This is a genomic window from Prevotella sp. AM34-19LB (assembly GCF_003468525.1).
Classification (GTDB): Bacteria; Bacteroidota; Bacteroidia; order Bacteroidales; family Bacteroidaceae; genus Prevotella.
The window spans coordinates 18,229-43,839 of record NZ_QSIG01000024.1 but is presented as its reverse complement, the minus strand read 5'-3'; the positions used below and the strand labels follow the sequence as shown (position 1 = coordinate 43,839).

Annotated in this window: 10 protein-coding genes and 4 pseudogenes; 10 read left to right on the top strand and 4 right to left on the bottom strand. The window is 46.9% G+C overall.

Annotation, left to right across the window (positions count from 1 at the left end; translation table 11 throughout):
* The first annotated feature begins 70 nt into the window (after positions 1-70).
* The 5 genes and pseudogenes from DW830_RS08940 to DW830_RS08920 all read left to right on the top strand — a co-directional run bounded on the left by DW830_RS08940 (position 71) and on the right by DW830_RS08920 (position 8,466).
* Positions 71-1,632, top strand: a pseudogene (locus DW830_RS08940) (glycine--tRNA ligase).
* A complete protein-coding gene (locus tag DW830_RS08935; protein WP_119249623.1) occupies positions 1,613-2,305 on the top strand; it encodes an FKBP-type peptidyl-prolyl cis-trans isomerase in 693 nt (230 codons plus the stop codon). The pseudogene DW830_RS08940 and the gene DW830_RS08935 overlap by 20 nt, the downstream one beginning before the upstream one ends.
* Positions 2,306-2,908: 603 nt before the next feature.
* Complete coding sequence (locus DW830_RS08930; protein WP_119249622.1) at positions 2,909-4,288, top strand: MATE family efflux transporter; 1,380 nt, start codon at positions 2,909-2,911, stop codon at positions 4,286-4,288.
* A 123-nt stretch (positions 4,289-4,411) separates the two neighbouring features.
* Positions 4,412-7,231 carry a M16 family metallopeptidase gene (locus DW830_RS08925; RefSeq protein ID WP_119249621.1) on the top strand — a complete coding sequence of 940 codons (2,820 nt, stop codon included), beginning with the start codon at positions 4,412-4,414 and terminating at the stop codon, positions 7,229-7,231.
* A gap of 557 nt (positions 7,232-7,788) precedes the next feature.
* Entirely contained in the window at positions 7,789-8,466 is a 678-nt protein-coding gene (locus DW830_RS08920; RefSeq protein WP_119249620.1) for a DUF4923 family protein, read from the top strand.
* Positions 8,467-8,777: 311 nt separating this feature from the next.
* Here DW830_RS08920 and bglX read toward each other — a convergent pair.
* A pseudogene (gene bglX, locus DW830_RS08915) lies at positions 8,778-11,122 on the bottom strand (beta-glucosidase BglX).
* Between the two features lie 294 nt (positions 11,123-11,416).
* Here bglX and DW830_RS08910 point away from each other — a divergent pair.
* Positions 11,417-13,132 carry a DUF6377 domain-containing protein gene (locus DW830_RS08910; RefSeq protein WP_147487242.1) on the top strand — a complete coding sequence of 572 codons (1,716 nt, stop codon included), beginning with the start codon at positions 11,417-11,419 and terminating at the stop codon, positions 13,130-13,132.
* Between the two features lie 66 nt (positions 13,133-13,198).
* On the opposite strand, the pseudogene DW830_RS08905 reads toward DW830_RS08910, so the two are convergent.
* Positions 13,199-15,462, bottom strand: a pseudogene (locus DW830_RS08905) (glycoside hydrolase family 3 C-terminal domain-containing protein).
* Between the two features lie 555 nt (positions 15,463-16,017).
* Between DW830_RS08905 and DW830_RS08900 the strand changes: the two are divergent.
* From DW830_RS08900 to DW830_RS08885, 4 genes and pseudogenes are all read left to right on the top strand, one after another.
* A pseudogene (locus DW830_RS08900) lies at positions 16,018-19,280 on the top strand (SusC/RagA family TonB-linked outer membrane protein).
* Positions 19,281-19,309: 29 nt separating this feature from the next.
* Positions 19,310-20,833: a RagB/SusD family nutrient uptake outer membrane protein gene (locus DW830_RS08895; protein ID WP_119249618.1), complete on the top strand. Its 1,524-nt coding sequence runs from the start codon at positions 19,310-19,312 to the stop codon at positions 20,831-20,833.
* A 21-nt stretch (positions 20,834-20,854) separates the two neighbouring features.
* Positions 20,855-22,231 (top strand): hypothetical protein, encoded by a 1,377-nt coding sequence (locus DW830_RS08890; RefSeq protein ID WP_119249617.1) that lies wholly within the window; start codon positions 20,855-20,857, stop codon positions 22,229-22,231.
* An 89-nt stretch (positions 22,232-22,320) separates the two neighbouring features.
* Positions 22,321-23,475 carry a family 16 glycosylhydrolase gene (locus tag DW830_RS08885; RefSeq protein ID WP_119249616.1) on the top strand — a complete coding sequence of 385 codons (1,155 nt, stop codon included), beginning with the start codon at positions 22,321-22,323 and terminating at the stop codon, positions 23,473-23,475.
* A gap of 153 nt (positions 23,476-23,628) precedes the next feature.
* Here the strand turns inward: DW830_RS08885 and DW830_RS08880 are convergent, their stop codons facing one another.
* Complete coding sequence (locus tag DW830_RS08880; RefSeq protein ID WP_233544459.1) at positions 23,629-24,837, bottom strand: glycoside hydrolase family 5 protein; 1,209 nt, start codon at positions 24,835-24,837, stop codon at positions 23,629-23,631.
* 585 nt (positions 24,838-25,422) lie between these two features.
* Positions 25,423-25,605, bottom strand: coding sequence for a hypothetical protein (locus DW830_RS08875; RefSeq protein WP_119249614.1), 183 nt, complete (start codon positions 25,603-25,605; stop codon positions 25,423-25,425).
* Positions 25,606-25,611 lie beyond the last annotated feature (6 nt).

The window sequence follows — 25,611 nt, the reverse complement described above, 5'->3', positions numbered from 1 at the left end:
CAAAAATACAACAATTTTTCGAGAAAAAAGAGTATCTTTGCCGAAAATTTGAAAAAAATAAGATTTAATCATGGCACAGGAAGATGTTTTTAAGAAAATTGTAAGCCATTGCAAGGAATATGGCTTCGTGTTCCCTAGTAGTGAAATTTATGATGGCTTGGCTGCCGTTTACGACTATGGTCAGAATGGTGTTGAGCTCAAGAATAATATCAAGCAGTACTGGTGGCAGAGTATGGTATTGTTGCACGAGAACATTGTAGGTCTCGATGCTGCTATCTTCATGCACCCTACCGTATGGAAGGCTTCAGGTCACGTTGATGCTTTCAACGACCCTTTGATTGATAACCGCGATTCCAAGAAGCGTTATCGTGCCGATGTGCTCATCGAGGATCACATGGCTAAGTATGAGGAGAAGATTGCCAAGGAGATTGCCAAGGCTCAGAAGCGCTTCGGCGACAGCTTCGATGAGGCTCAGTTCCGTGCAACCAACCCTCGTGTCTTGGAGAACCAGAAGAAGTTTGATGATCTCCATGCCCGCTATACTGAGGCAATGCAGGGACCTAACCTGGAGATGCTGAAGCAGATTATTGAGGATGAGGGTATCGTTTGCCCTATCAGCGGTACCAAGAACTGGACAGATGTTCGCCAGTTCAACCTGATGTTCTCTACCCAGATGGGTGCTGCCAGCGATGCTTCAAGCAAGGTATATCTCCGTCCTGAGACTGCTCAGGGTATCTTCGTAGATATCTGAGCGTACAGAAGACCGGTCGTATGAAGTTGCCATTCGGTATCTGTCAGATTGGTAAGGCATTCCGTAACGAGGTGGTTGCCCGTCAGTTCGTATTCCGTATGCGTGAGTTCGAGCAGATGGAGATGCAGTTCTTCTGCCAGCCAGGTACAGAGATGAAGTGGTTTGAGTATTGGAAGAAGGTTCGCCTGGCTTGGCATGAGGCGCTGGGCATGGGCAACGAGAACTATCGCTACCACGACCACGAGAAGTTGGCTCACTATGCTAACGCTGCTACCGACATCGAGTTCAAGATGCCATTCGGCTTCAAGGAGGTGGAGGGTATCCACAGCCGTACCGATTTCGACCTTTCTCAGCACGAGAAGTACAGCGGTCGCTCTATCAAGTACTTCGATCCAGAGAAGAACGAGAGCTATGTGCCTTACGATGTAGAGACCTCTATCGGTGTTGACCGTATGTTCCTCAGCGTGATGTGCCATTCTTACTGCGAGGAGAAGCTTGAGAATGGTGAGACACGTGTGGTATTGCGCCTGCCAGAGGCATTGGCTCCAGTGAAGTGTGCCGTATTCCCATTGGATAAGAAGTATGGTTTGCCAGAGTTGGCTCATGAAATCGTAGATGAGTTGAAGTTCCACTTCAATACCCACTATGGCGATCCTAAGGATTCTATCGGTAAGCGTTATCGCCGTCAGGATGCCATCGGTACTCCATTCTGTATCACCGTTGACCATGAGACTCCAAACGACCATAAGGTAACTCTGCGTTATCGTGATACTATGGAGCAGGAGCGTGTAGCTATCTCTGACCTCCGCAGCATCATCGAGGAGCGCGTAAGTATTACTAGCATATTAAAGAAACTTGGTAATGAAATTAAGAATTTCTAAATATCTCTTCTTGCTCGTGATGGCAGTGTTCGCCCTGTCATCATGCAGCGAGGATGATAACACTGTAGATGAGTATGCCAACTGGCAGGAACGCAATGAGCAGGCTTTTGCCGACACTTTGGATTATGCCCGTCAGCAGATAGCCAACGGCAGCACCGAATGGAAGGTGATTCGTAAGTGGTCGCTCCAGAACCAGACATCTAACAAGGATCAGAATGGTGTGGAGGTTCCGCTTTCCTACAAGGTTTACGATCACATCGTGGTTCGCGTGTTGAAGGAAGGCAAGGGCAGCGGATGCCCTATGTACACCGATTCTGTGAAGGTGAGCTATCTCGGCAGATTGCTGGGCACTGATACTTATCCTGCAGGTTATGTATTCGATAAGACTTTTGAGGGTACCTACGACAAGGCTACTGCTCAGGTAACTACCAATTTGGCAAGTGGCTGGATAGATGGTTTTACCACCGCCATGCTCAATATGCACATCGGCGATCATTGGCTGGTGTATATCCCATACCAGCTGGCTTATAATACTACTCCGAATGGCAAGATCCCTGCCTATTCCATGCTTCGCTTCGAGATTGTGCTCGACAGCTACTATCGTCCGGGTCAGGTAATACCGGGTTCTAGAGCTGCTGCCCAGGCACTCAAGGGAGAATGGATTACTGAGTAGGATTTTTTCGGATTTACACCTTATTATATATAGGGAGATTCTTTCCTTTTACAGGTAGGATTCATACCTTATTCATATATAGGGGATAGAATAGGAGCGTTCCTAGGATTGCTGTGTGATGGCATTCCTAGGAACGCTTTGTGTTAACATACCTTTTTGATGTGTTAACAAGTGTTTGTGCTCGCGCACAAAACGTTGTCGATATTAAAAAAAATGTTAGTTTTCTGCATTTTTTCGGGTAAAAGTATTGCAGTTTCAGAAATTAGTTGTACCTTTGCATCAGAAAAAATAAGTTTTAGGTTTTTAGTTAGGTAATAGATTTTATTAGGTTTAGTTGTTAGGTAAATTTAAGATTGTTGTTCATTGGTTTATTGGTTTTAGTTAAGGTAGTTAGAAAAGATTGTTTATTCAGTGACGACAGGTGTTAGTTAAGGTAAAAATAAGATTGTTTATTCAGTGACGACAAAAAACAGTACTGTTCCGTTATGCGGAAGTTAAGTTTTGGGAAAAACAAAGGTACGAAATTCATGTAATTAAATAAAAGGTGGCGATTCCTTCTCGGAGTCGCCATTTTTTCGTTAACGCAATTAATAAGAGAAAAATATGTTATTCAAGAATAAGACAGATTATCTGATGGAGTCGATACGCGAGGGTAGGGCGATGGCTCGCAGCGAGAAACTCAATCTCATCGTGGGGTTGAGTATTCCCTCTATGCTGGCACAGATTTCCACCGTGATGATGTTCTTCATTGATGCATCCATGGTGGGACATCTGGGTGCTGAGGCTTCGGCAAGCATCGGACTTATCGAGTCAACCAACTGGCTCATTGGCAGTTTGCTCAGTGCGGCAGCTACCGGTTTCTCGGTGCAGGTGGCTCATTTCATTGGAGCCAACGATTTCGTGAAGGCTCGCCAGGTATTCCGCCATGCCCTGATATGCGGTTTGGCGTTCAGCCTTTGTGTTACCCTGGCATGTGTAGGAGTGCATTCCCATCTGCCTTATTGGCTGGGTGGCGGTGCTGATATTGCGGGCAATTCCTCGCGGTATTTTCTGATATACGGTTTGGCGTTGCCCTTCGTATTCCTGTATCATATCTCTGAGATGATGCTCAAGTCGGCAGGCAACATGCATACCCCGAGTGTGATGGCGGTGCTGATATGCATCTGCGATGTGGTGTTCAATTACCTCTTTATCTACGTCATGAAGATGGGCGTGGTGGGAGCTGCCTGCGGCACGGCGCTTGCCTATATCTGCATCTCGCTGCCTAATCTCTACCTCACGGCATGTCGGAACCGGATTCTCAATCTGCGTCAGGACAAGGAACCTTTCCGATGGGTGCAGGAATACCTGCACCATGCCTGCAAGATCAGCATCCCGATAGCCATACAGAATGTGCTGATGAGCGGTGCGCAGATTGTGAGCACCATGATCGTGGCACCATTGGGCAATATCGCCATTGCTGCCCACTCGTTTGCCATCACTGCCGAGAGCCTCTGCTATATGCCGGGTTATGGTATCGGTGATGCCGCTACCACCCTGGTGGGTCAGACGCATGGTGCCGGGCGTACCGATCTCTGCCGCAGTTTCGCCTATATGACGGTGGGATTGGGCATGTGCGTGATGGCATTGATGGGAGTGGTGATGTATGTCTTTGCCCCCGAGATGATAGGTGTGCTGTCGCCGGTGGAGAGCATCCGCGAGCTGGGTACTGCCTGCCTTCGCATCGAGGCCTTTGCCGAGCCATTCTTTGCAGCGAGCATCGTAACCTATTGTGTCTGCGTGGGAGCGGGCGATACCCGAAAGCCAGCCGCCATCAATCTGGGTACCATGTGGCTGGTGCGCCTCACCCTGGCTTACGCCCTTTCCAAGAGTTATGGTCTGGAGGGTGTCTGGATTGCGATGGCTACGGAGCTTACCCTCAGGGGCACGCTTTTCCTCATCCGCCTTTACCGGGGGTCGTGGATGAAGAGCTTCCAATGTTAGTTTTATGTTAAGATTTGCAGGTGTTGGGGAAGATAATCTCCCAAATGCTTGCAAATCTTTTTTATTTTGTGTAATTTTGCAAGCGGAATATTTGAAACAAGTAATTTTATAAATCAATAGCTGATGAAACTAAGAAAGATTTTTGCAGCGTTTCTGCTGTGTTTATCTGTGGGAAGTGCGATGGCACAGATGCCAGCCATTCCTGTGGACAAGAATGTGAAGATTGGTCATCTCGACAATGGATTGACTTACTACATCCGTCACAACAGTTATCCTGAGCATGTAGCCAGCTTCTACATCGCCCAGAAAGTGGGTTCTATCAATGAGAACGATGATCAGCGCGGTTTGGCTCACCTCCTCGAGCACCTCGCCTTCAACGGTACCGATCACTTCAAGGGTAATTCCCTCCAGGATTACCTGCAGAGCATCGGTGTGGAGTATGGTAGAAATCTCAATGCCTATACCAGCGTAGAGAAAACCGTATATTACTTCACCGATGTACCTACCACCCGTCCTACAGCCGTAGATTCATGCATGCTCATCCTCAAGGATTGGAGCAATGGCATCTCTCTTACCGAGGATGCCATCGAGAGCGAGCGCGATGTGGTACACAATGAGTACCGTATGCGCATCGTGGGGCAGCAGCGCATGATAGAGCGCTCTTTGCCAAAGCTTTATCAGAACAACAAGTATGGCTATCGTTTCCCTATCGGATTGATGAGCGTCATCGACGGCTGCAAGCCGGAAACCCTGCGTGCTTACTATCGTAAGTGGTATCGCCCAGACAATCAGGCAATCATCATCGTGGGTGATGTAGATGTCAACCATATCGAGAACAAGATCAAGGAGCTTTTCTCGGGCATCAAGGTTCCTGCCGATGCCGCCAAGATAGAGTCGGTAGAAGTTGCCGATAATGATACAGCCATCTACGTAATCGACAAGGACAAGGAGCAGCAGTATGACATCTTCAATATCTTCATGAAGCATCCAGCCATCCCTAATGCGATGAAGGGCGACATGAGCTATCTGCTCAAGGGATATATGGACAATGTGGTTACCTCTATGCTGGGTGCACGCTATGCCGAGATTGCCCAGGAAGCTGACTGCCCATTCCTTCAGGCAGGTGCCGACGACGGCGACTTCCTGCTCTCTTCTACCAAGGGTGCCTTCAGTCTTATCGGAGTGGCAAAGCCAGGAAAGGTGAAGGAGGCTTATGCTGCCGTATTGCGCGAGGCAAAGCGCATGCACGACTTCGGATTCACCGCCACTGAGTATCAGCGTGCCAAGGAGGAGTTCCTGAGCCGGGTAGATAAGACGCTTGCCAACAAGGATAAGATGAAGAACGAGCAGTTTACCACCCAGTATGTGGATCACTTCATCTCCAACGAGCCGATTCCATCGGTAGAGGACGAGAGCCAGATCTACAAGATGGTGGTACCTCAGCTGCCATTGGAGACCATCAATGCCTATGCCAAGCAGCTGGTTTGCCAGAGCGATACCAACCTGGTATCAATGGTGCTGATGCGCGAGGCAGAGGGTGCCGTTTATCCTACCGAGCAGGAGCTTGCCGATATTGTGAAGCAGGTGCGCTCAGAGAAGCTGGAGGCATACGTGGACAATGTGAAGCAGGAGCCATTGATGGCTCAGTTGCCTAAGCCAGGCAAAATCAAGAAGACCGTAGAGAACAAGCAGCTGGGTTACAAGCAGCTTACCCTTTCCAACGGTGCCAAGGTGGTATTGAAGAAGACCGATTTCAAGGATAATGAGATTCTCTTCTCTGCCAATGCCAAGGTGGGTTACTCAGCTCTCGAGAAGAGCGATTACCCTAGCATCATGCTGATGAGCGAGGCTTGGGGTGCCAGCGGTTTGGGTGATTTCTCAAGCACCGAGCTTGAAAAGGCGCTCGCAGGCAAGCAGGCAGGTGTAGGCTTCTCCATCAAGCCTTACAGCCATGGCCTCTCGGGTAATTCTACTCCTAAGGACATCGAGACCCTGATGCAGCTCATCTATCTCAAGATGACAGCATTGAGCAAGGATGAGAAGTCGTTCAAGAATCTTCAGAACACCTTTGCTACTGTATTGGCTAACCAGAGCAACAATCCTAACATGGTATATCAGGATTCATTGCAGAGTACCCTTTACCTGGGCAGCAAGATTGGCCGCATTCCTACTTCTGATGAGATCAAGGCCATCAACTACAATCGCCTGATGTCGCTTGCCAAGGAGTATTACGGCAATGCCAAGGACTTCACCTTCTATTTCGTGGGCAACTACGATGAGAAGACCCTCTTGCCACTCATTGAGCAGTATATCGCCAGCTTGCCAAACCATGGCTTCAAGCTGAAGAACAAGGAGATTCCATACGCCAAGGGCGAGGTGAAGAATAACTTTACCAAGGCGATGTCCAATCCTCAAACCCAGGCATCAGAGATATGGAGCACCAAGTTGCCATTCTCTATGCAGAACATGGTACTGGCAGATGTAACCGCCCGACTGCTGGAGATGCAGTATCTGCGCACCATCCGTGAGCAGTTGAGTGCAGCTTACCATGCAGGAGCCACCTTCGGCATGCTCCGCGATTTCGACGACAAGGCAGCCATCAGCATTACCGCCAATGCCGGCTTGAATCCGGAGAAGGCTGATACTGCCATCACCTATTTCTTCAAGGGTGTGGAAGAGGTAGAGAAGCAGGTAGATGCTGCCGACTTGCAGAAGGTGAAGGAGATTCTCCTGAAGCAGGCAGGTGTGGATGAGAAGAACAATGGCTACTGGCTCGGCGTTCTTGCCAACTATACTGGTCTCGGTTTCGATAACTATACCGGCTATAAGGAGTTTGTGAAGAACCTCCGTGGCGAACAGATTTCCGACTTCCTCAAGAATGTACTCCTGAAGAGCGGCAACCACGTCGAGGTGATCATGAAGGCTGAAAAGAGCCAGGAATAATATCCCAGCTTGGATATCATCCCGGTTGGCATAAAAACAAAAAAGTCCCGTTGAACGATTTTACTCGACAGCGGGACTTTTTGCCTTTTCTCTTTGTAGTACCAAAGAGTCATTCTGAAAATAATCTTTTTACGTAATTTCCTTTCTCTCTTACGTAATTTTCCTCAAGAGCACTCTCTTGCGAAAGTTACCCTTAGTCATTCTTCTTTGCCTTTGAAGCAAGAGCCTCACGGCGATCGTTGAGAATCTCCTGGCACTTGTTCAATGCCATGTTCTCACTCATTGTGTTGACCTTAATTAAATCATTCATAACCTATTGTGATTTGTTAACGGTGCAAAGATAGGGTTTTCTTATCATATTCGGGTAAACTTTTTGAGAAATCTATGCTAATAATCGTTCTTTTTTGATGTATGTCAAAAAAATGAAACATTTATGTCTTTTCTGAACGATATTTTGAACCTTTTGATGCCTCTTTCGTCTAAGAAAATAACAAATAATGATGAAAAAAGCATTTTTTGAAACGATAGTTACAATTATAATAAATAGAAAGTAAAAAATGAAAAAGGTATTTTTTATGGCTGCCCTGGTGCTTGCCAGCACTTCCGGCAGCAATGTATGCGCAATGAATGAAGCTGTTCAGGAGGCTTCACTTTCAGAATTGATGCCTGTGAAGAAAACAACTAAAAAGACATCGAAGAAGAAAACTACTACCGGCAGCAGCATCATCAGTGGCATTCTGAACAATGTGATAGGTTCTGCCTCCTTCTCGCAGGCAGATCTCTGTGCCCATACCTGGAAGTACAGCAAGCCGGGTTGCGCCTTCACCTCAGAGAACCTGCTGGCAAAGGCTGGCGGCGAGATTGCTGCCAGCAAGATTGAGGAGGATCTGAGCAAGTACTACAATAAGTTCGGTTTCAGCAAGAGCAATACCTACTTTACCTTCAATACCAATGGCACCTTTGCAGCCAAGATTGACGGCAAGTCATGGAGCGGCACCTATACCTTCGATGAGAAGACGCATGCCATCCAGCTGAAGGGTTTGCTGCTGAGTGCTTCGGGTTTTGCCACCCGCACCACCAATGGCATCAGCCTTCTCTTTGAGCAGAAGAAGCTGCTCACTCTGATCAAGACCCTGAGCAAGCTGAATCTTACCGGCAGCACTACGATGAGTGCCGTGAGCAGCATTGTGGATAACTACGATGGCGTGCGCATGGGCTTTGAGATGACGAAGTAAGATTGATTGCACTATAAGATTTAAGTTTTTTAGAAGAATGAGTTTCTTGTATTCTTAATTAAAAACTATATTCAGCAGTGTTGAACTTATGTTCAGCAATGCTGAACTTGTATTCCGCAGTGTTGAACTTAAGTTCAACACTGCGGAACATAACTTTCTTCGTGGATTACAAACATTTACACCGTGAAGAGACCAATATTTCCTAGTGAGATAAAAAAAGTATTCGAAGGGGAAGCAATAAAAAAATAAAGACTTTGTCTCGACTTGATATTGTCGGGACAGTCTTTTATAGATACTTTTCTTGATGTTTTTTACATGCCAATCGTTAATGGTTGCATCTTCACATCATTGCTGTTGGTGCCCACCATGATTTCGAAATCTCCAGGTTCCAAGATGTGCTTCAATTCGGCATTATAGAACTTGAGCATCTCTGGGGTGATGTCGAAACTTACTTCCCGGCTCTCACCTGCTGCCAGGTGGATGCGCTGGAAGCCCTTTAGCTCTTTGATAGGGCGAGAGATTGAGCACACCATATCGCGGATGTAGAGCTGTACCACCTCGTCGGCATCCTTGTTGCCTGTGTTTTGTACCGTGATGGTGGCTGTAATCTTCTCATCATTCTTCCAGGCATCAGCCTCATTCGTGGCGATGGATGCTTGGCTTTGACTCAAGCGTAAGTCGCCGTAAGAGAAGGTGGTGTAGCTCAGTCCATATCCAAATGGATAGAGCGGACCATTACTTACGTCCAGATAGTTGCTGGCAAACTTGGCGAAGCGAGGGTTGTCGTCAGGTACAGGGCGTCCTGTGTTCTGGTGGTTATAGTAGAGAGGCTCCTGACCCGTGGTCTTTGGTAGGGAAGTGGTGAGTTTGCCCGATGGAACCTTATCGCCGAAGAGTACATCGCAGATGGCATCGCCCACTTCTGATCCGCCAAACCATACGTTCATGATGGCAGGCACATGCTCTTTCTCCCAAGTCAATACCGTTGGGCGACCAGAGAAGTTGAGAAGCACAACAGGTTTACCTAGTTTCACAAGTTCGGCTAATAGTTCATGTTGCACATCAGGCATCTCCAGATTGGTGCGTGAGCCGCATTCGCCGCTCATGTCGGCACTTTCTCCCATGGCACATACGATGATATCGGCATCCTTGGCTACCTTTATGGCCTCTGCCTTCAGTAGCTCGTTGTCACCACGTTGTATCGGCTTGTCAAGCTCGCCATTCTTCTGCAGCTGTGCATCTCTCCAGATATTGCTACCTTGTGCATAGAGTAGTTCAGCCTTGCCTTTGAGGGCTTGCTGCATAGCTTCCTTGAGGGTGGTATATTTCTCTGGTGCTTGTGCCACACTCCATGTGCCAGCAATATTGTTGCGGGTGTCGGCGAGCGGACCTATCAGAGCCACTTTTCCTTCCTTCTTCAGTGGCAGGATGTTGTTCTCATTCTTTAATAATACAAAGGTCTCGGCAGCCACATCCCTTGCCACCTTGCGGTTATCCAGGGTGTAAATGTCCTTTTTGCTGCGCTTGGTGTCGCAGTAGCGGTAAGGATCCTTGAAGAGTCCCAATCGGTATTTTGCCTCCAGTACTCGGCGGCAAGCCTGATTGATTTCCTCCTCGCTCACCTTGCCCTCCTTCACGCTTTGGGCTAGATGTTGTACATATGCCTTGGCGCACATATCCATGTCGGTGCCTGCATGCAGAGCCTCTTCGCCAGCTTGTTTCAGGTTTTGGGCGGTACCATGCTGCAATATTTCGGCTATGCTGGCATAGTCGGTTACGAGCATGCCGTTAAATCCCCAGCGGTTTCTCAACACGTCGGTCATCATCCATCGGTTGGCAGTGGCTGGCACGTAGTCGATGAGATTGAAGGATGACATCACTGTGGCAACTCCAGCCTTCACTACTGCTTCGTAAGGGGGGAGGTATTGGTTGAACATGCGTACGTGGCTCATGTCGGTGGTGTTGTATTCCTTGCCGCTCTCCACCGCTCCATAGAGGGCAAAGTGTTTGAGGCAGGCTAGCATCTTGTTGTTGTCGGCTATGAATCCGTTGCCCTTAGCCCACATCTTGGAGGCGGTTTCGCCTGATAGCCTTGGGTCATAGCTGCCCCGAGCACGCCACTCAGATATGGATCCTCGCCATTGCCCTCGCTGATGCGACCCCAGCGGGCATCGAGTGCCACGTCTACCATCGGCGAGAATGTCCAGTTGATTCCATCGGCGGTAGCTTCCTTGGCAGATACGGCGCCCACCTGCTTCATAGCCTCGGTGTCCCAAGAGCAGGAGAGGGCGAGAGGGATAGGGAACATGGTCTCATAACCATGAATCACGTCCATACCCACGAGCAATGGTATGCCCAGTCGGCTCTTCTTGATGGCGATGTCTTGCAATGCCTTGATCTTGTCGATGCCCTTGATGTTGAACACACCACCCATATTGCCTGCTGCTATGTCGCCGCCCACTTGGGTGTTGAGTGCTCCGCCGGTAGTGATGTCGCCAGCCACCATCAGGTTCAGCTGTCCTATCTTCTCCTGCAGGGTCATCTTCGCCATCAGTTCGTCCACGAATTCCTTCATTGGCTTGATTTTCGTAGCCATAGCCGGACTTATCGTCAGCATAGCTACCACGAGTGTTGCTAAGATTGTCTTTTTCTTCATAATTATATATGTTATTGTTTATTCCTTATCTTCTGCAAAGATACTAATATTTTCGATAAGTTGGTGATGTGAAGTGTTAAAATGTGGAGAAAAGTGGAGGGGAGAAAAGGCGATGCTTCTGCTAGCTAGATATTTAAGGAAAAATGCATCTCTAGAAAAAGTGGACTCAAAATGAAAGATTTTCTTGATTTCTATCCACGGAAGTTTGGCGATTTCGATATTATTTATTACTTTTGCATCCGATAAACAATTAAGAACATTTGAAAACCAAGATAATATTCTATGATTAAAGCAATGAAAATAATATGCCTCATGTGCATGCTGCTCTTGGCACCTGCACTGCTGGTTAGCGAAAATGCCCTCAGGGCAGGCGAAAACAAGGAGACCGAGGCTCTCTACGATAGTCTGGACAATGCCATTGCCCAGACAGCTCAGTATGTGAAGCAGAGGGAGGGGCGCATAGCCCAGTTGGAGAGTAAGCTGATGAAGGCTCGCTCCCCTAAGACTCAGTATGACCTGGCTTATGCTCTCTTTGAGGAATGTCGCTCCTATAAGAACGACCTAGCCATGAAGTATATCAATCGATGCATCGACCTAGCCCATAAGAATAACTACCTGCAGCAGGAGGGCAATGCCAAGGCTCTGCTCGCCTTCCAGGAATCCACCACAGGTGATTACGCAGAATCATACGATGTGCTGAAAACCATTGACCCTGCGAAACTCGATTCCGCAGGACTGCGCAATTACTACTGGGCTTATATGCATCTATATGGCGAGATGGCTTATTATGCCAATGTGGATTTCCTCAAGAAGTATTATCGTGAAAAACATGAGGGCTATGTCAAGAAGGCTGAGAGCCTATTACAGCCCACCGACGACCGCTATCTGCAACTCCTGGAAGTGAGACTCAGAGATAGCGGAAAAATGCAGGAAGCATTGAAAATCAATGATAAACGCCTCTCGCTTACCAGTCCTGGTACCCATGAGTATGCCATCGTTACCTTCTATCGTGCTATTATCTATAAGTTGCTGAATCAGCTTACTGAATATCGTCATTATCTCCTCCTTTCTGCTATCAGTGATGTGAAATTGGCGGTAATGGACCAAGGTTCGCTCTGGGAACTTGCCAATATCTTGGGTGTGGATTCTGATGCTAACGAGCAGCAGTTGGCTCGCTCTTACGAGTACATCAAGTTTGCCTGGCAGTCTGCCACCATCTTTGGTACGCCTATCCGCAGCCGTCAGATTATGCCTGTGCTCACCACCATAGAGGAGAATTTTCAGAAGCAGCTTGCCACCACCAATCGCAATCTGAAGATTGCCATCTGTTGGATCGTCCTGCTGGTGCTTTTGGTACTGGGCTTGCTCTTCTATGTGAACAAGCAGCGCCAGCGCATAGCCGCTGCCCTCCACAAGCAGAAACTCACCAACCGAGAACTCCAGAATGCCAACGAGAGACTGGAGAGGGCTGTGCAGCAACTCAATGCTGCCAATGAGCAGCTCAATGCAGTCAATGAGAGCTTGAACCAGGTGAACGGAGATCTGAACGAGAGCAATAAGATGAAGGAGGTGTATATAGGCAGATTCCTACGCCTCTGCGCCTTGTACGTGGACAAGATAGAGACCATGCGCAAGCGAGTTATCAAACTGGTGAAGGCACGTGAGCTCACCAAGTTGCTCACTATGATGCAGACTGACCACGAGTATGTGGGTGAGCTATACGACTATTTCGACTCAGCCTTCCTCAAGCTCTTCCCTAACTTTGTGGAGGAATTCAATGCGCTCCTCAAGCCCGAGGAACGCATCATATTAGAGGATGACCGCAAGCTCTCCACTACCATTCGCATCTTCGCCCTCATTCGTCTGGGCATTGAGGATAGCTCCAAGATAGCCGAGTTCTTGCACTATTCAGTGAATACCATCTATAATTATAGAGCCAAGGTAAAGAATGGTGCCCTCTGCGATAGGGAGGAATTTGAGAGCAAAGTGAAGATGATAGGAATGAAATAATGTTTTTCGTAGTATCATGATATGAAAAGTCCCGATGTAGGAAATTCTGCATCGGGACTTCTTGTCTTATTTTAATTCAAATGTTTTCTTGAGCTTCAGATTATCTGCGGCATTACCTACGAGTGCCTCAAATTGTCCAGCCTCTGCCTTCCAGGATGCAGTGGTTTCGTCATAGTAGCTCAGCGCATCCTTCTGGATAGTGATGTTCACATCCTTGTTCTCGCCAGGCTGTAAGTATACCTTCTGGAATCCTTTCAACTCCTTGTAAGGGCGATCAATGGATGACTTCACATCGTGGATGTAGAGCTGTACTACCTCGCACCAGCTCGCTTGCCTACATTCTTCACATTGACGGTGAAGGTGATGCTGCCATCTGCATTCAGCTGAGTCTTGTCGCTGCGTAGATTACTCAGCAGGAACTGGGTGTAGCTCAGTCCATGACCAAAGCTGAAGGAAGGCTTCTGTTGCTGCTTGTCGATCCAGCGATACCCCACGTAGATACCCTCTTTGTATTCTTCATCGATGATGTTGCCCTCGGTCTTGTCGCCACCTTCCTTGCGCCATGTGCCAGGATAAGTGTCTAGGGCATGGGCACCCACTTGCTTCAGTGATTCATACCAGGTGAAAGGCATCTTGCCGCTAGGATTGGCATCTCCACAGAGGATGCTTGCCAATGCCTCGCCACTCTCCGAGCCGATAAACCAGCCCTGAACGATGGCAGGAACCTGCGCCTTCCAAGGCATAGCCACGGCATTGCCCGAGATATTGACGTAGATGAAATTCTTGTTAGCTTTTGCCAAAGCCTCAATGAGCTTGTTTTGGGCGTAAGGCAATTCATACTGTTTGCGGTCGTGACCCTCGCAGTCCTGGTAGTCGCTCTTGTTCAGTCCGCCAAACATCACCACATAGTCGGCATCCTTGGCTTTCTTCACCGCCTCGTTTATCAATTCTGCCTCAGATCGATTATCTTTCAGATTCTGTCCAGAGGTAACGCCATTGTATTCGCCTGTTACATCGCCCACATAGCCTCGGGCATAGTCCACGCTGATACCTTCCTTGCTGAGTCGAGCCTTCAAGCCATCGAGTGGCAAAATCTCCTTCTGTACCTTGAGCGAAGAGCTGCCGCCGCCCACGGTCATCATCTTGATGGCATTCTCGCCCACTACAAGCATCTTCTTAGCCTTCTTCACGTCGATAGGCAGCACATTTTTCTTGTTTTTTAAGAGTACGATGCCTTCCTCGGCTACTTGCTTGGCTGTTGCATAATGCTGGTCGGAGCAGAGGAATCCGTGAGGCTTGTCAGGATTCATCGTGGTGCGATAGAAGAGGCGCAATACGCGGCGCACTTTCTCATCCAGCTCCTTGGTGGAGTATTTGCCCTCCTGTATTCCTTTTATATAAGGTGTGGCGAGGTAGTAATTGTCGTAGGCATTGCTGGCTCCCCAAGAGAGGCCATTGGTCCAGGAGCCAAACTCCATGTCAAGCCCATTCTTTACGGATTGGTCGGTATCGTGGGCTCCACCCCAGTCGCTCACCACTACGCCGTCAAACTTCCAGTCGCCCTTCAGTATCTTATTGAGTGTCCACTGGTTGTGGCAGTTGTGTTCATCCTTGTAGAGATTGTATGCGCCCATGATGGCCCATGTCTTACCCTTCTCTACGGCAGCCTTGAAGGCAGGCAGATAAATCTCATGCAGGGCACGGTCGCTTACTTTTACGTTTACCAAGTGGCGATATTCCTCGTCATTGTTCAGGCAGTAGTGCTTGACGCAGGCTGATACGCCCTTGCTCTGCAGTCCTTGTATATAAGGTACCACCATGATGCTGGCCAGATAAGGGTCTTCGCCCATGTATTCGAAATTACGTCCATTGAGCGGAGTGCGATAGATGTTCACGCCTGGTCCCAGTATCATGTCCTTGCCACGATACAATGCCTCCTCACCAAGTGCCTCTCCATAGATGCGGCTCATCTGCGGATTCCAAGATGCGGCAAGGCAGGTGAGTGCAGGGAAGGCTACGCAGGAGTCATTGGTCTGTCCTGCCTGTTCCCATTCATCCCAGAGTACGTCAGGGCGCACACCGTGAGGGCCATCGTCGGTCCAGAAGTCTGGGAATCCCAAGCGAGGAACTCCCGCTGATGAAAACTTGCTCTGTGCATGGATGATGCGAATCTTCTCTTGCAGAGTCATGCGGGCGATCGCATCGTCGATGCGCTGTTCCATGGGTTTGCTCTGATCGAGATAGAGAGGCAGTTGTTGCTGTGATTGCTGTGCCATTGTGGTGCTCATTGCCGATGCACAAAGCACACATGTCATAATCAAATGTTTCATATACTTTGTTGTTTGTTGCTATATTTATGTTAGAAATTCGTTTTGTTTGCAAAATTAGTAAATAATAAGAGAAAAAACAACCCTATGTGCGGCGAAAGTGGATGAGTGTAAAAGTAGCTATTGTGATAAATGCTTGCTAGATTGAGAATTATATCGAATAAGGGAAATCCTAAAAGTGGATTAAGATGAATTGAAAAAAGTATTATATTTCCAATTATCCAGAAGAAGCGGTGAGATGAAACCTATTCAAGACATCTTTATAGCGTCTACTTTCATGTATGAAATGTTATGACGTAAATGATTGATAATCAGTAATGATGTCTGTTTGGTAAGCTAAAAATATCCACTTATCTCTTGAAGTGTCTTGTAAATATCGAAAAATCATATTATATTTGCAACCGAAAACAAAGCTTAACGCATTTTAACGATGCAAAGCTGCACAGGCTCTATACATTAATTATATATAGGATGGGGCGAGCCTTTAAGGTATAAATAACAAAAACTGGAAAGAATAAACAATAGAATATAATAATTTCTAAACTAATAACCGAAGATATGAAAACAAAAAGTATCTTGCTGGCGTCTGCATTATTAATGTCAGCGTCAGCGTTCGCGCAAAAGAACACCTTCAAGGGTGTTGTGTTGGACGATCAGGGAGAACCTGTGATCGGAGCAACTATTCAGGTGAAGGGGCAGAAGGGTGCTGGTGCCATCACTGATCTGGACGGTAATTTCACCATCGATGCTGATGGTGGTCAGACCCTCGTTATCACCTATATCGGTTTTAAGGAAACCGAGGTAAAGCCATCTGCCAACATGCGCATTACCCTGAAACAAGACGACAAGACCCTCGACGAGGTGGTTGTAGTGGGTTATGGTGTTCAGAAGAAGAGCGTCGTAACAGCAGCCATCGCCAAGGTTGGCTCTGAGGATTTGGCAGGCAAGAGCCCTGTGCGTGTAGACAACGCCCTGAAGGGTTTGGCAGCCGGTGTCAATGTTACCTCATCATCTGGTCAGCCAGGTGCATCACCTAAGGTGCGCATCCGTGGTACTGGTACCATCAATAATAGCGACCCTCTCTACATCGTGGATGGTATGCCTATTGAGGGTGGTTTGGACTATTTGAATCCAAGCGATATCGAGAGCATCGAGGTGTTGAAGGATGCTGCTTCTGGTGCCATCTATGGCGCCCGTGCTGCCAACGGTGTAATTCTCGTAACCACCAAGAAGGGTAAGATAGGAAAGGCACAGATTAACTATAACTTCTCATACGGTTGGCAGAGCGCATGGAAGAAGCGTGATGTAACCAGCGCTACTGACTACGCCATCCTTCAGAATGAGCGTGCAGTGAATGGTGGTCAGGCTCCTATCTATGCTGATCCATACAAACTGACCGACTCCAATGGTAATGCTATCAATGGATTTGGTACTGATTGGCAGGACTTGGTATTCAACGACAATGCGCCTGTGCAGAATCATGAGGTGAGCATCAGTGGTGCTTCTGACAAGATCAACTACTACCTCTCTCTTGGTTACTACAAGCAGGAAGGTATCGTAGGTGGTAACTACGGACAGAGCAACTATGAGCGTCTCTCTATGCGTAGCAACAACATTTATAATGTATTGGATGCCAGCAAGGATCGCAACTTCCTCAACAAGTTGGATGTTACTGTCAACATGGCTTACACCCGAGTAAAGAGCACTGGTATCGATGCTAATAGTATCTATGGCTCAGTATTGGGTAGTGCCCTCTATCTTGCTCCAACATTAGCTCCTACGGTAACCAATAGCAATGTGGCGAAGAAGTATTATGATGCCTACGAGGATCCTAACACATACGATGCTAATGGTAAAGTGAATGGTACTCGTGATACTTACGAGCTTCTCCGTGATGCCAATGGCAACTATTATACTATCCCAGGTATGGGTGGTACCTATCAGGAGATGAACAACCCTCTTGCCATGATGGCGCGCCCAGCAGCTAAGAACTGGTCACATAAGTTTGTGCCTAAGTTCTCTATCGACCTCCAGCTCTGGGATAACTTGAAGTATCATTTCACTTATAGTGCCGACCTCAGCTTCTGGGGTACAGATAGCTATACTGCATCCAAGTATTACCTCTCAGGTAATAACTATTCTACACATACCTCAGCTTACAAGAGCTCTGACAAGGGTATCAACTGGCAGGTAGAGAATACTTTGACTTACGATAAGACTATCGGCAAGCACAGTTTTGCTGTTGTCTTAGGTCAGAGTGCAATGAAGAATAAGAGTGATTATCTGAACGGCAGCCGTTGGAATCTTGTGAATGTAAACAAGCCTTCCATCGACTATGCAACAGGAAACTATACACAGACCATCGTGAAGGATGCTGAAGGTAACATCATCTCTGTAGGTGCTCCAACCATTGAGCATGGTGTATCAGGTGGCAATAATGTAGTGCATGCTATATCTTCTCTCTTCGGTCGATTGAGCTATAACTATGATGAGAAGTATATGCTTCAGGCTACTATCCGTCGAGATGGTTCTAGCCGCTTCGGACCAACTCATAAGTATGGTACCTTCCCATCTGCCTCTATCGGATGGAACATTATGAACGAGAAATTCATGGAGAGCACTCGCGACTGGTTGAGCAACTTGAAGTTCCGTGCTAGCTGGGGTAAGAATGGTAATGATAACATCGGTGACTTCCGCTATACCGTATTGACCGCTATGGGCAACAACGTGCTCTTCGGAAAGAATGCAGTCAAGTTTAATGGTTCTAAGGCGAATGCCACAGCCAATGAAGACTTGAAGTGGGAGGAGAGTGAGCAGACTGATATCGGTCTCGACTTCGGTTTCTTCGGCAGTGCGCTGACATTCTCAGCTGACTATTATGTAAAGAAGACCAACGGTATGTTGATTACTATGCCTATCCCAAGCTACGTAGGTGAGACCAAGCCAATCGGCAACGTGGGTGATATGAAGAACTCTGGTCTTGAGTTTGAGCTCGGTTATAAGTGGCATGTCTCTGATGCTCGCTTTAATGCCAAGGCTAATGTTACCTATCTGCACAATGAGTTGACCAACCTGGGTAATGATACTGGTTACATCGACCTTGATAGCTTCCAGGGTATCTCTGGTGGTGGAACTCGTGGATCTAACGGTCAGCCTTTCCCATACTTCTATGGTTATAAGACAGCTGGTGTGTTCCAGAATATGTCAGAGGTTCAGGCTTACGTAAATAAGGATGGTAACATGATTATGCCAGATGCCAAACCAGGTGATGTACGTTTCGTTGATGTAAATGGTGATGGTAAAATCAATCCAGACGACCGCACCAACATCGGTAATGGTACACCTTCATGGACCTCGGTTTCAACTTCAATGCAGAGTGGAAGGGCTTCGACCTCAACCTCTTCTTGCAGGGCGTAACAGGTAATAAGGTATTTGATGCAACCTATCGTACAGATGTGTACTCTGGCAACTTCCCTACTTGGATGCTCGGCAGATGGACTGGTGAGGGTACTTCCAATAAGTATCCTATCCTGAAGAATGGCGATGCTACCAACTGGCAGGTTTCAGACCTCTATCTTTGTGATGGCTCTTACTTGAGATTGAAGAATATCTCTTTGGGTTACACCTTGCCTAAGCAGTTGACCCAGAAGCTCTCTATCAGCCGCTTGCGTTTCTACGTGATGGCAGAAAACCTCATCACATGGACCAAGTACTGGGGCTTCGACCCAGAGATTTCATCAGGTGGTACCTCTCTCGGTGTGGACTATGGCGTATATCCACAGGCTCGCACCTATACCATCGGTTTCAATCTTTCATTCTAACATCAATAACCTCTAAAACATTGACAATTATGAAAACAAAGAGATATATAGCTTTTGGTATGTTGGCAGCCAGCATCACATTGGCAACCACATCCTGCAGCGATAGCTTCCTAGAGGTGGAGAACCCATCAGGTGAAAACCTCGAAGAATATTATACCACAGATGCCCATATCAATGAGGCTCTGAATGCGGCTTACGATCCTACCCATTGGCCAGACTGGGCTTTGGGACAGTATAATGCCCTCAATATTGATGCCGAGATTATGGGTGATGACTTCTGGGTAGGCGGTTCTAACAAAACCGATATGCAGAACTGGCACATGCTTTCTAACTATGAGGCAAATTCCAGCAATACCCTCAGCTCACTTTGGACAGTGGACTATTCAGGCATCAAGCGTTGCAATGACCTCTTGAAGTACTTGGGTTGGGCAGAGGCTAACCTCACCGCTCCTAACAAGGCATCTTACGAAATGCAGGGCAGAGCCCTCCGTGTGTATTACTACAATAACTTGTGGCACTACTTCGGAAACATTCCTTTCTATTTGGAAAACCTCTCTTCTCCATATACCGCTCCTCAGTTGAGCGCTGATGAGGTATACAATAACTTGATTATTGAGTTGGAGTCAGTCATCAACTCTAATGTATTGCCTATGCGTTGGGATGATGTCAATTGTGGTAGAATGTCACAGGCGATGTGCTATATGATGTATGCCGAGATGGTGATGTATCAGAAAGATACTTCCCGTTATGCCACGGCATTGCAGTATATGCAGGAAATCATCAACGACAAGAATGAGTATGGTATCATGGACGACTTTGCTTCTATCTGGAAGAACAGTGGCGAATGGTGCAAGGAGAGCATCTGGGAGGTGAACTATGAGATAGGTTTCAGCGAGCGTACTTGGGGCAATCCACAAGGTATTGGTGGAACAGTACTTCCTACCTTGATTTCTCCAAACTCATGGCCTGGTGGCGAGGGCTGGGACGCAGGTGCTAACGGCTGGGGATTCATGCCTGTTAGACCTGAGACTTATAATATGTTCGCATCTAATGACAAGCGTCGTGATGCTACCGTATGGGATTGCCGTGGTGTAGAATATACCAAGCGTTATCAAGACACAGGCTTCTGGCTTGGTAAGTATCGTCCATATACAGAGAATAATGCTACTTCGGGTGATAAGGACTTGAACTACAACAATAATCTCCGTGTGTATCGCGTAGCTGAGGCTTACCTCAATGCAGCAGAGTTGTTGCTTGCGACTGGTGGCGATGCAACCAAGGCTAAGGATTACGTGAATATTATTCGTCGCCGTGCCGGCATTGCAGAACTTGGTGCAGTGACAGTGGACGATGTCATCAATGAGCGCCATTTGGAGTTCGTAGGTGAGGGCAAGCGTTACTTCGACTTGGTTCGTACAGGCAAGGCTGCCAGCGTATTGGTACCAGATGAGTATGGCTATCGTACCAATTCTTGGACAGAATCTAAGAAGTATATCCCAATTGCTCAGGCAGAGCTTGACTCAGACCCAGCATTGGTACAAAACAATTACTAATACATTAAAATGGTAACGATTATGAAAAAGATATTATGTCATTCAGCATTTGCATTCCTGGCAGCCTTTCTGCTAGGAGCATGCTCCCCAGAAGATTTTAGAGGTGCCAATGGCGAATTGCCTAACATTGCTGATTATGCTGACAACTTCAATATCAGTGTTGATCAAGACATCAATACAGCTAATTTCAGTTTTAACTCAACAGAGGGCATCACCCCAATTTGGGTAATTGATGGTGCTTATTCTTCAGACTATACATTGAGCAAGTATTATCGCAAGAAGGGTACTTATGATGTGGAGTGCTTTGTGAAGAATCGCAATGGTATCAGTAAGGAGTCTGTGAAGAAGCAATTCACGGTGGAGAAAACCAAGATGAATGGCTTCGCAGGTTTCGTAGAGGATAGTGAGTTTAATCTCTTCAAGAAAATTACCTTCCCTGAAAAACCTTCTGCTGGCTATTATGCTCCAGGATGGAGCCAAATTGCTGACCCGGTTTGTAGCTACAGCAAGGGATGCTATACATTGAAGCTCCCTGAGGCAACTACCGATCGTTGGCAAGCTCAGGTTCCTTTCACCAACTTAGGTATCTCTACTTCTGCCGACAAGCACTACGATTTCTCTGTCATCTTGACATCAAACTTGGGACATGGTGGTGTGAAGGTTAAGCTCTGCCAAACAGACGATGATGATGCTATCTTGATGGATAAAGACATAAAGTTGGAAGCAGGTGAACCAAAATGTCTCTTCGGCTCTGACCTCGACGGTGTGGACATCTCAAACTTGAAGATTGTCTTCGATTTTGGTGGCAACAAAGCTGGCGATGAAATCATGATAGAGAGCCTGGTATTGAAAGATCATGCCAACGATGATGGTACTGTGGTTCCTGTAGAATTGAAGGTGCCATTCGACTACAATACAGCGGGCAACCTTTGGAAGGCTGTGGATGAGGCTCAATCGTTTGTAAATACCAATTGGTTTGGCGATGCAGGTTGGGGAGCTATAGATTGTTCTCCGGTTATCACCCATAAGGGCAGTAAGCATACAATTGTTATCCCAGTTGAAACTCCAGCTGAACAATGGCATGCACAGTGGGCATTAACAGAGGCTCCTATATCTATTAAGATGGGCCAGAAGGTGGATTTCTCTTGCAAGGTTACTACTACAGCTAAGTTGCCTTTAGCAACATTTAAGTTGTGTGACACAGGTAATGATGACAGCTATTTGTTTGCTGATATGTATCAGAACGTTAATGGTGAATATGTGGTTCGTTATGACAATGCGACTATCCAAGGTAGTAAGGCAGGTGATATGGAGAAAGTGAAGCTTGTTATGGACTTCGCTGGTGCGCCTGTTGATACAGAGATTACCATTAGTGATATCGTTTTGATTGTGAAATAGGCTTTAGGTTTTATAGGTTTATATAGAATTATACAGGGACTGCTCCTATGAATAAGTAGGAGTGGCCCCCTTTCTAAATTTTAAATGACATGAAATTCTTGAAAATATTTTCCTTCCTCCTTTCGTTCATGCTGCTTTCTTGCAGCAGTAGTTCGTCTGACGTCAATGGAGAGATAACGATAGCCTGCTCTCCTACGAGCATCGATGTTCCTGCCAAAGGCGGTACTTATAAAATCATGGTAGTGGCTTCTGAAGGAGGTTGGGAGGCGAGAGCATCCTTCCCTGGAGAAGGTCCTACGACAAATGTATACCCTTGGTTTAAAGTGAGTGCCAGTGGTAATAACAAAGCTATGGGTATGGTAACTGTAGATGTGGAAGAGAATAAATCGTCTGTAGCTCTTGACGGAAGTGTCGAGATTTCATTAGAGAATAAGAAGGTATCGGTGCCAGTGCATCAGGCAGGAAAACAGGTTACTCCTATTGAAGGGGGCGAAATGGTGATTCCGGAAGGTTACAGACTGGTCTGGAATGATGAGTTTAATGAAGGCTCAGAGTTGAATAGTACCGACTGGCGTCATGAGGTGCAGAAGTCGGGCTGGGTGAACAATGAACTTCAGAACTATGTGAATGGCTCTGCTGATGGCAAACGCGTAACAGAAATTGCTGATAACCGGCTTTACATCAACTGTTTCAAGGGCAGCGACGGCAAGATTTATTCGGGGCGCGTATATGCTCACGAAACCCAGGGCTGGCTTTACGGTATCTTCGAAGCTCGCATCAAATTGCCTAAAGGTAAAGGCACATGGCCTGCCTTCTGGATGATGCCTTGCAATAATGACTTCGGTGCCAATCCATGGCCTAAGTGTGGTGAGATAGACATCATGGAAGAGGTGGGTGTGAACCCTAATCGCACTTCTTCTTCGCTCCACACTGAATCGTATAATCATGTGATGAATACCCAGAAGACAGCTGAGCGTCTAACCGAGGGCGCGGAGGATGGATTCCATGTCTATCGCCTGGAGTGGGCGGAGGATCATATCACCACATACGTGGATGGCGTGAAGTTGCTCTCATTCGATAATGATGGCAAGGGCAATGTAGCTACATGGCCATTCAACAAGCCATTCTATGTGATTCTCAATCTTGCCTGGGGCGGTAGTTGGGGCGGCATGAATGGAGTGGATGAGACTGCTCTCCCTGCTACAATGGAAGTGGATTACGTCAGAGTATTCCAGAAGAAATAATCATGATTTTTGGGAGAAGCGACAATCTCCCTAGGAGAAACAATAATAATCCCCGGAGTTCTTTCACAAGAGCTTCGGGGATTTTGTAGTTGATGAAAAGTTAGTTAGAAATATATATGGGCTTATTCAGCCTTTGTCTTTCTAGAAATCTGCTTATTCAGCCTTTAGTCCCATTGACTTGATATAGCCTTTCTGTGGGATACAATTCTCTTTCTTGGCATTCTCCACGAACTGCATCAGGAGTTTCTTGCCCTTTTCTTGGTCTGGGCGAGCCTTGCGGATGGCATCAAAGCTGCTGCGGTCTGCCTCGGCAAACTTCACGATGGTGCTATCCCAGTCGGCTGGTTTCTTGATGCCCATCATGCAACTGCCATCTATCTTCTTGTAAGGCCAGAAGGTGTAGCCGATGTTGGCTTTCTTCATGGTGGCACAGAAGTCGGCTTGCCACTGGTCGGTATTGTGACCTATCTCGCCCATGTACATTGGCAATTTGATCTTGTCGCGGAAGTCGATGATGCTCTGTATGGCTGCCTTGGTAGGCTCTCCTCCATAACGATGGCAGGTGTACATAATCTTATTGTCAAACTTCCAGTCGCTGAAAGGCTCGAAGTTGCCGTTCCATTGTGCACCGCCCAGCAGGATGATGTGGTTCTGGTCTACCTCTCTGATAGCCTTGGTAGCTCGCTTATAGAGGGGCTCCAACTTGGCATTGAGGGCTGCTCGCAAGGAGTCGCTAAACATGGTGGCGATAGGCTCGTTCATCAGTTCATAGCCCAAGATAACGGGCTCGTCCTTGTAGCGGCTGGCTATCTTTTGCCATATCTGGCAGAATAGCTGCTGACTAGACTCGCTCTCGAAGAGCCATGGGTATCCATGACCATTGTCGATGTTGTCGCCTGTTTGACCGCCAGGGCAATCGTGCATATCCAGAATGAGGTGTAGGTCGTATTTGCGGCACCAATCTATCACCTTGTCCATCTGCTTGAATCCTTCAGTCTCATCATTTTTTCCCATGTAATCCTCACGGGTGAAGAGTTTGTAATTGAAAGGCAATCGGATGGTGTTGGCTCCCGTCTGCTTGATGTAAGCGATGTCGGCTTCGGTGATGTAATTGTCCTTGAATGCCTGCCAAAACTCACGGGCAAAGTCGGGACCTGCCAACTCGCAGACCATGTCGTTGATCATCCACTCGCAGTTGGTCTTCTTGAAGTCAAACATGTAGCCCTCGGGGTTAAGCCAGTTGCCCAGATTGGTGCCCACGATGTATAGCTTCTTGCCGTTGGCATCCATCAGGTTCTCGCCCTTGATGGTTACAAAGTTGCTGGCATTTGCCGTCCCGATAGTCAGCATAAATAGTGCCATGAGATAGTTTCTTCTTTTCATGTTGTTGTTATTCGTTTAGAAGTTGATAATGCTATTGTTTTGATTTCTTGTCACAAAGGTATAGATTGTTTTTCGTTTCTCATAGCCTATGTGATGGAATGGTGGATTGTGTTGCTTTAAGTTGTTTCTAATTGGTTGAATATGAGGCAACTGTCTATAAATAGTGTGCTGTAAAAAGTGGAAGCCTTGGAGTGCTAATTATCGCTCTGTGTTCTCACTTTATTTGGTAATTCTCTCTTTGTCTCTCTTCATCTTGTTCCACTTTCTGTATTTGAATGGTAATGCTAAATGTATTGATAGTCAGTGAATATGCTGCTTTCTGCTTGGCAGAAAATCCACCTTTTGCCCCCATAGACTTGTATCATAAAGGAAATATGCGTAATTTTGCAGCAGATTTAAGTTTTTTGGTTTTTAGGTTTATTTAGTATTAGGTTTAATATAGGTTAGTTTTTGGTTAATACTTAAAAAGGAGTGAGCTCTCTGGGATGAAGCTCACTCCTTTATTTTATACTTTTGTCGAAACACCTTCAGCGTAAGAGTTTCGGAGTTTCACTTATAGATTTTCTATCTAATCTCAATTTTTAGTGGCATCTTTCGGGCATCCAAGTAATCCTTGATGCGAATCTGCCATTCGGCATAGCTTACGTAATCCTTGGCGAAGGTCTTCATCTCCGTATCCTCCTCGTGGATTGGGAAACCAGTGGCGAAATCGGTAGGAGTGGTCAAACCGTCATACCATACGGTCATCTTGTT

Bases quoted from the DNA above. Each gene is read 5' to 3' on its own strand.
- DW830_RS08935 (WP_119249623.1), top strand. From the start codon at position 1,613: ATGAAATTAAGAATTTCTAAATATCTCTTCTTGCTCGTGATGGCAGTG.
- DW830_RS08930 (WP_119249622.1), top strand. From the start codon at position 2,909: ATGTTATTCAAGAATAAGACAGATTATCTGATGGAGTCGATACGCGAG.
- DW830_RS08925 (WP_119249621.1), top strand. From the start codon at position 4,412: ATGAAACTAAGAAAGATTTTTGCAGCGTTTCTGCTGTGTTTATCTGTG.
- DW830_RS08920 (WP_119249620.1), top strand. From the start codon at position 7,789: ATGAAAAAGGTATTTTTTATGGCTGCCCTGGTGCTTGCCAGCACTTCC.
- DW830_RS08910 (WP_147487242.1), top strand. From the start codon at position 11,417: ATGAAAATAATATGCCTCATGTGCATGCTGCTCTTGGCACCTGCACTG.
- DW830_RS08895 (WP_119249618.1), top strand. From the start codon at position 19,310: ATGAAAACAAAGAGATATATAGCTTTTGGTATGTTGGCAGCCAGCATC.
- DW830_RS08890 (WP_119249617.1), top strand. From the start codon at position 20,855: ATGAAAAAGATATTATGTCATTCAGCATTTGCATTCCTGGCAGCCTTT.
- DW830_RS08885 (WP_119249616.1), top strand. From the start codon at position 22,321: ATGAAATTCTTGAAAATATTTTCCTTCCTCCTTTCGTTCATGCTGCTT.
- DW830_RS08880 (WP_233544459.1), bottom strand. From the start codon at position 24,837: ATGGCACTATTTATGCTGACTATCGGGACGGCAAATGCCAGCAACTTT.
- DW830_RS08875 (WP_119249614.1), bottom strand. From the start codon at position 25,605: ATGACCGTATGGTATGACGGTTTGACCACTCCTACCGATTTCGCCACT.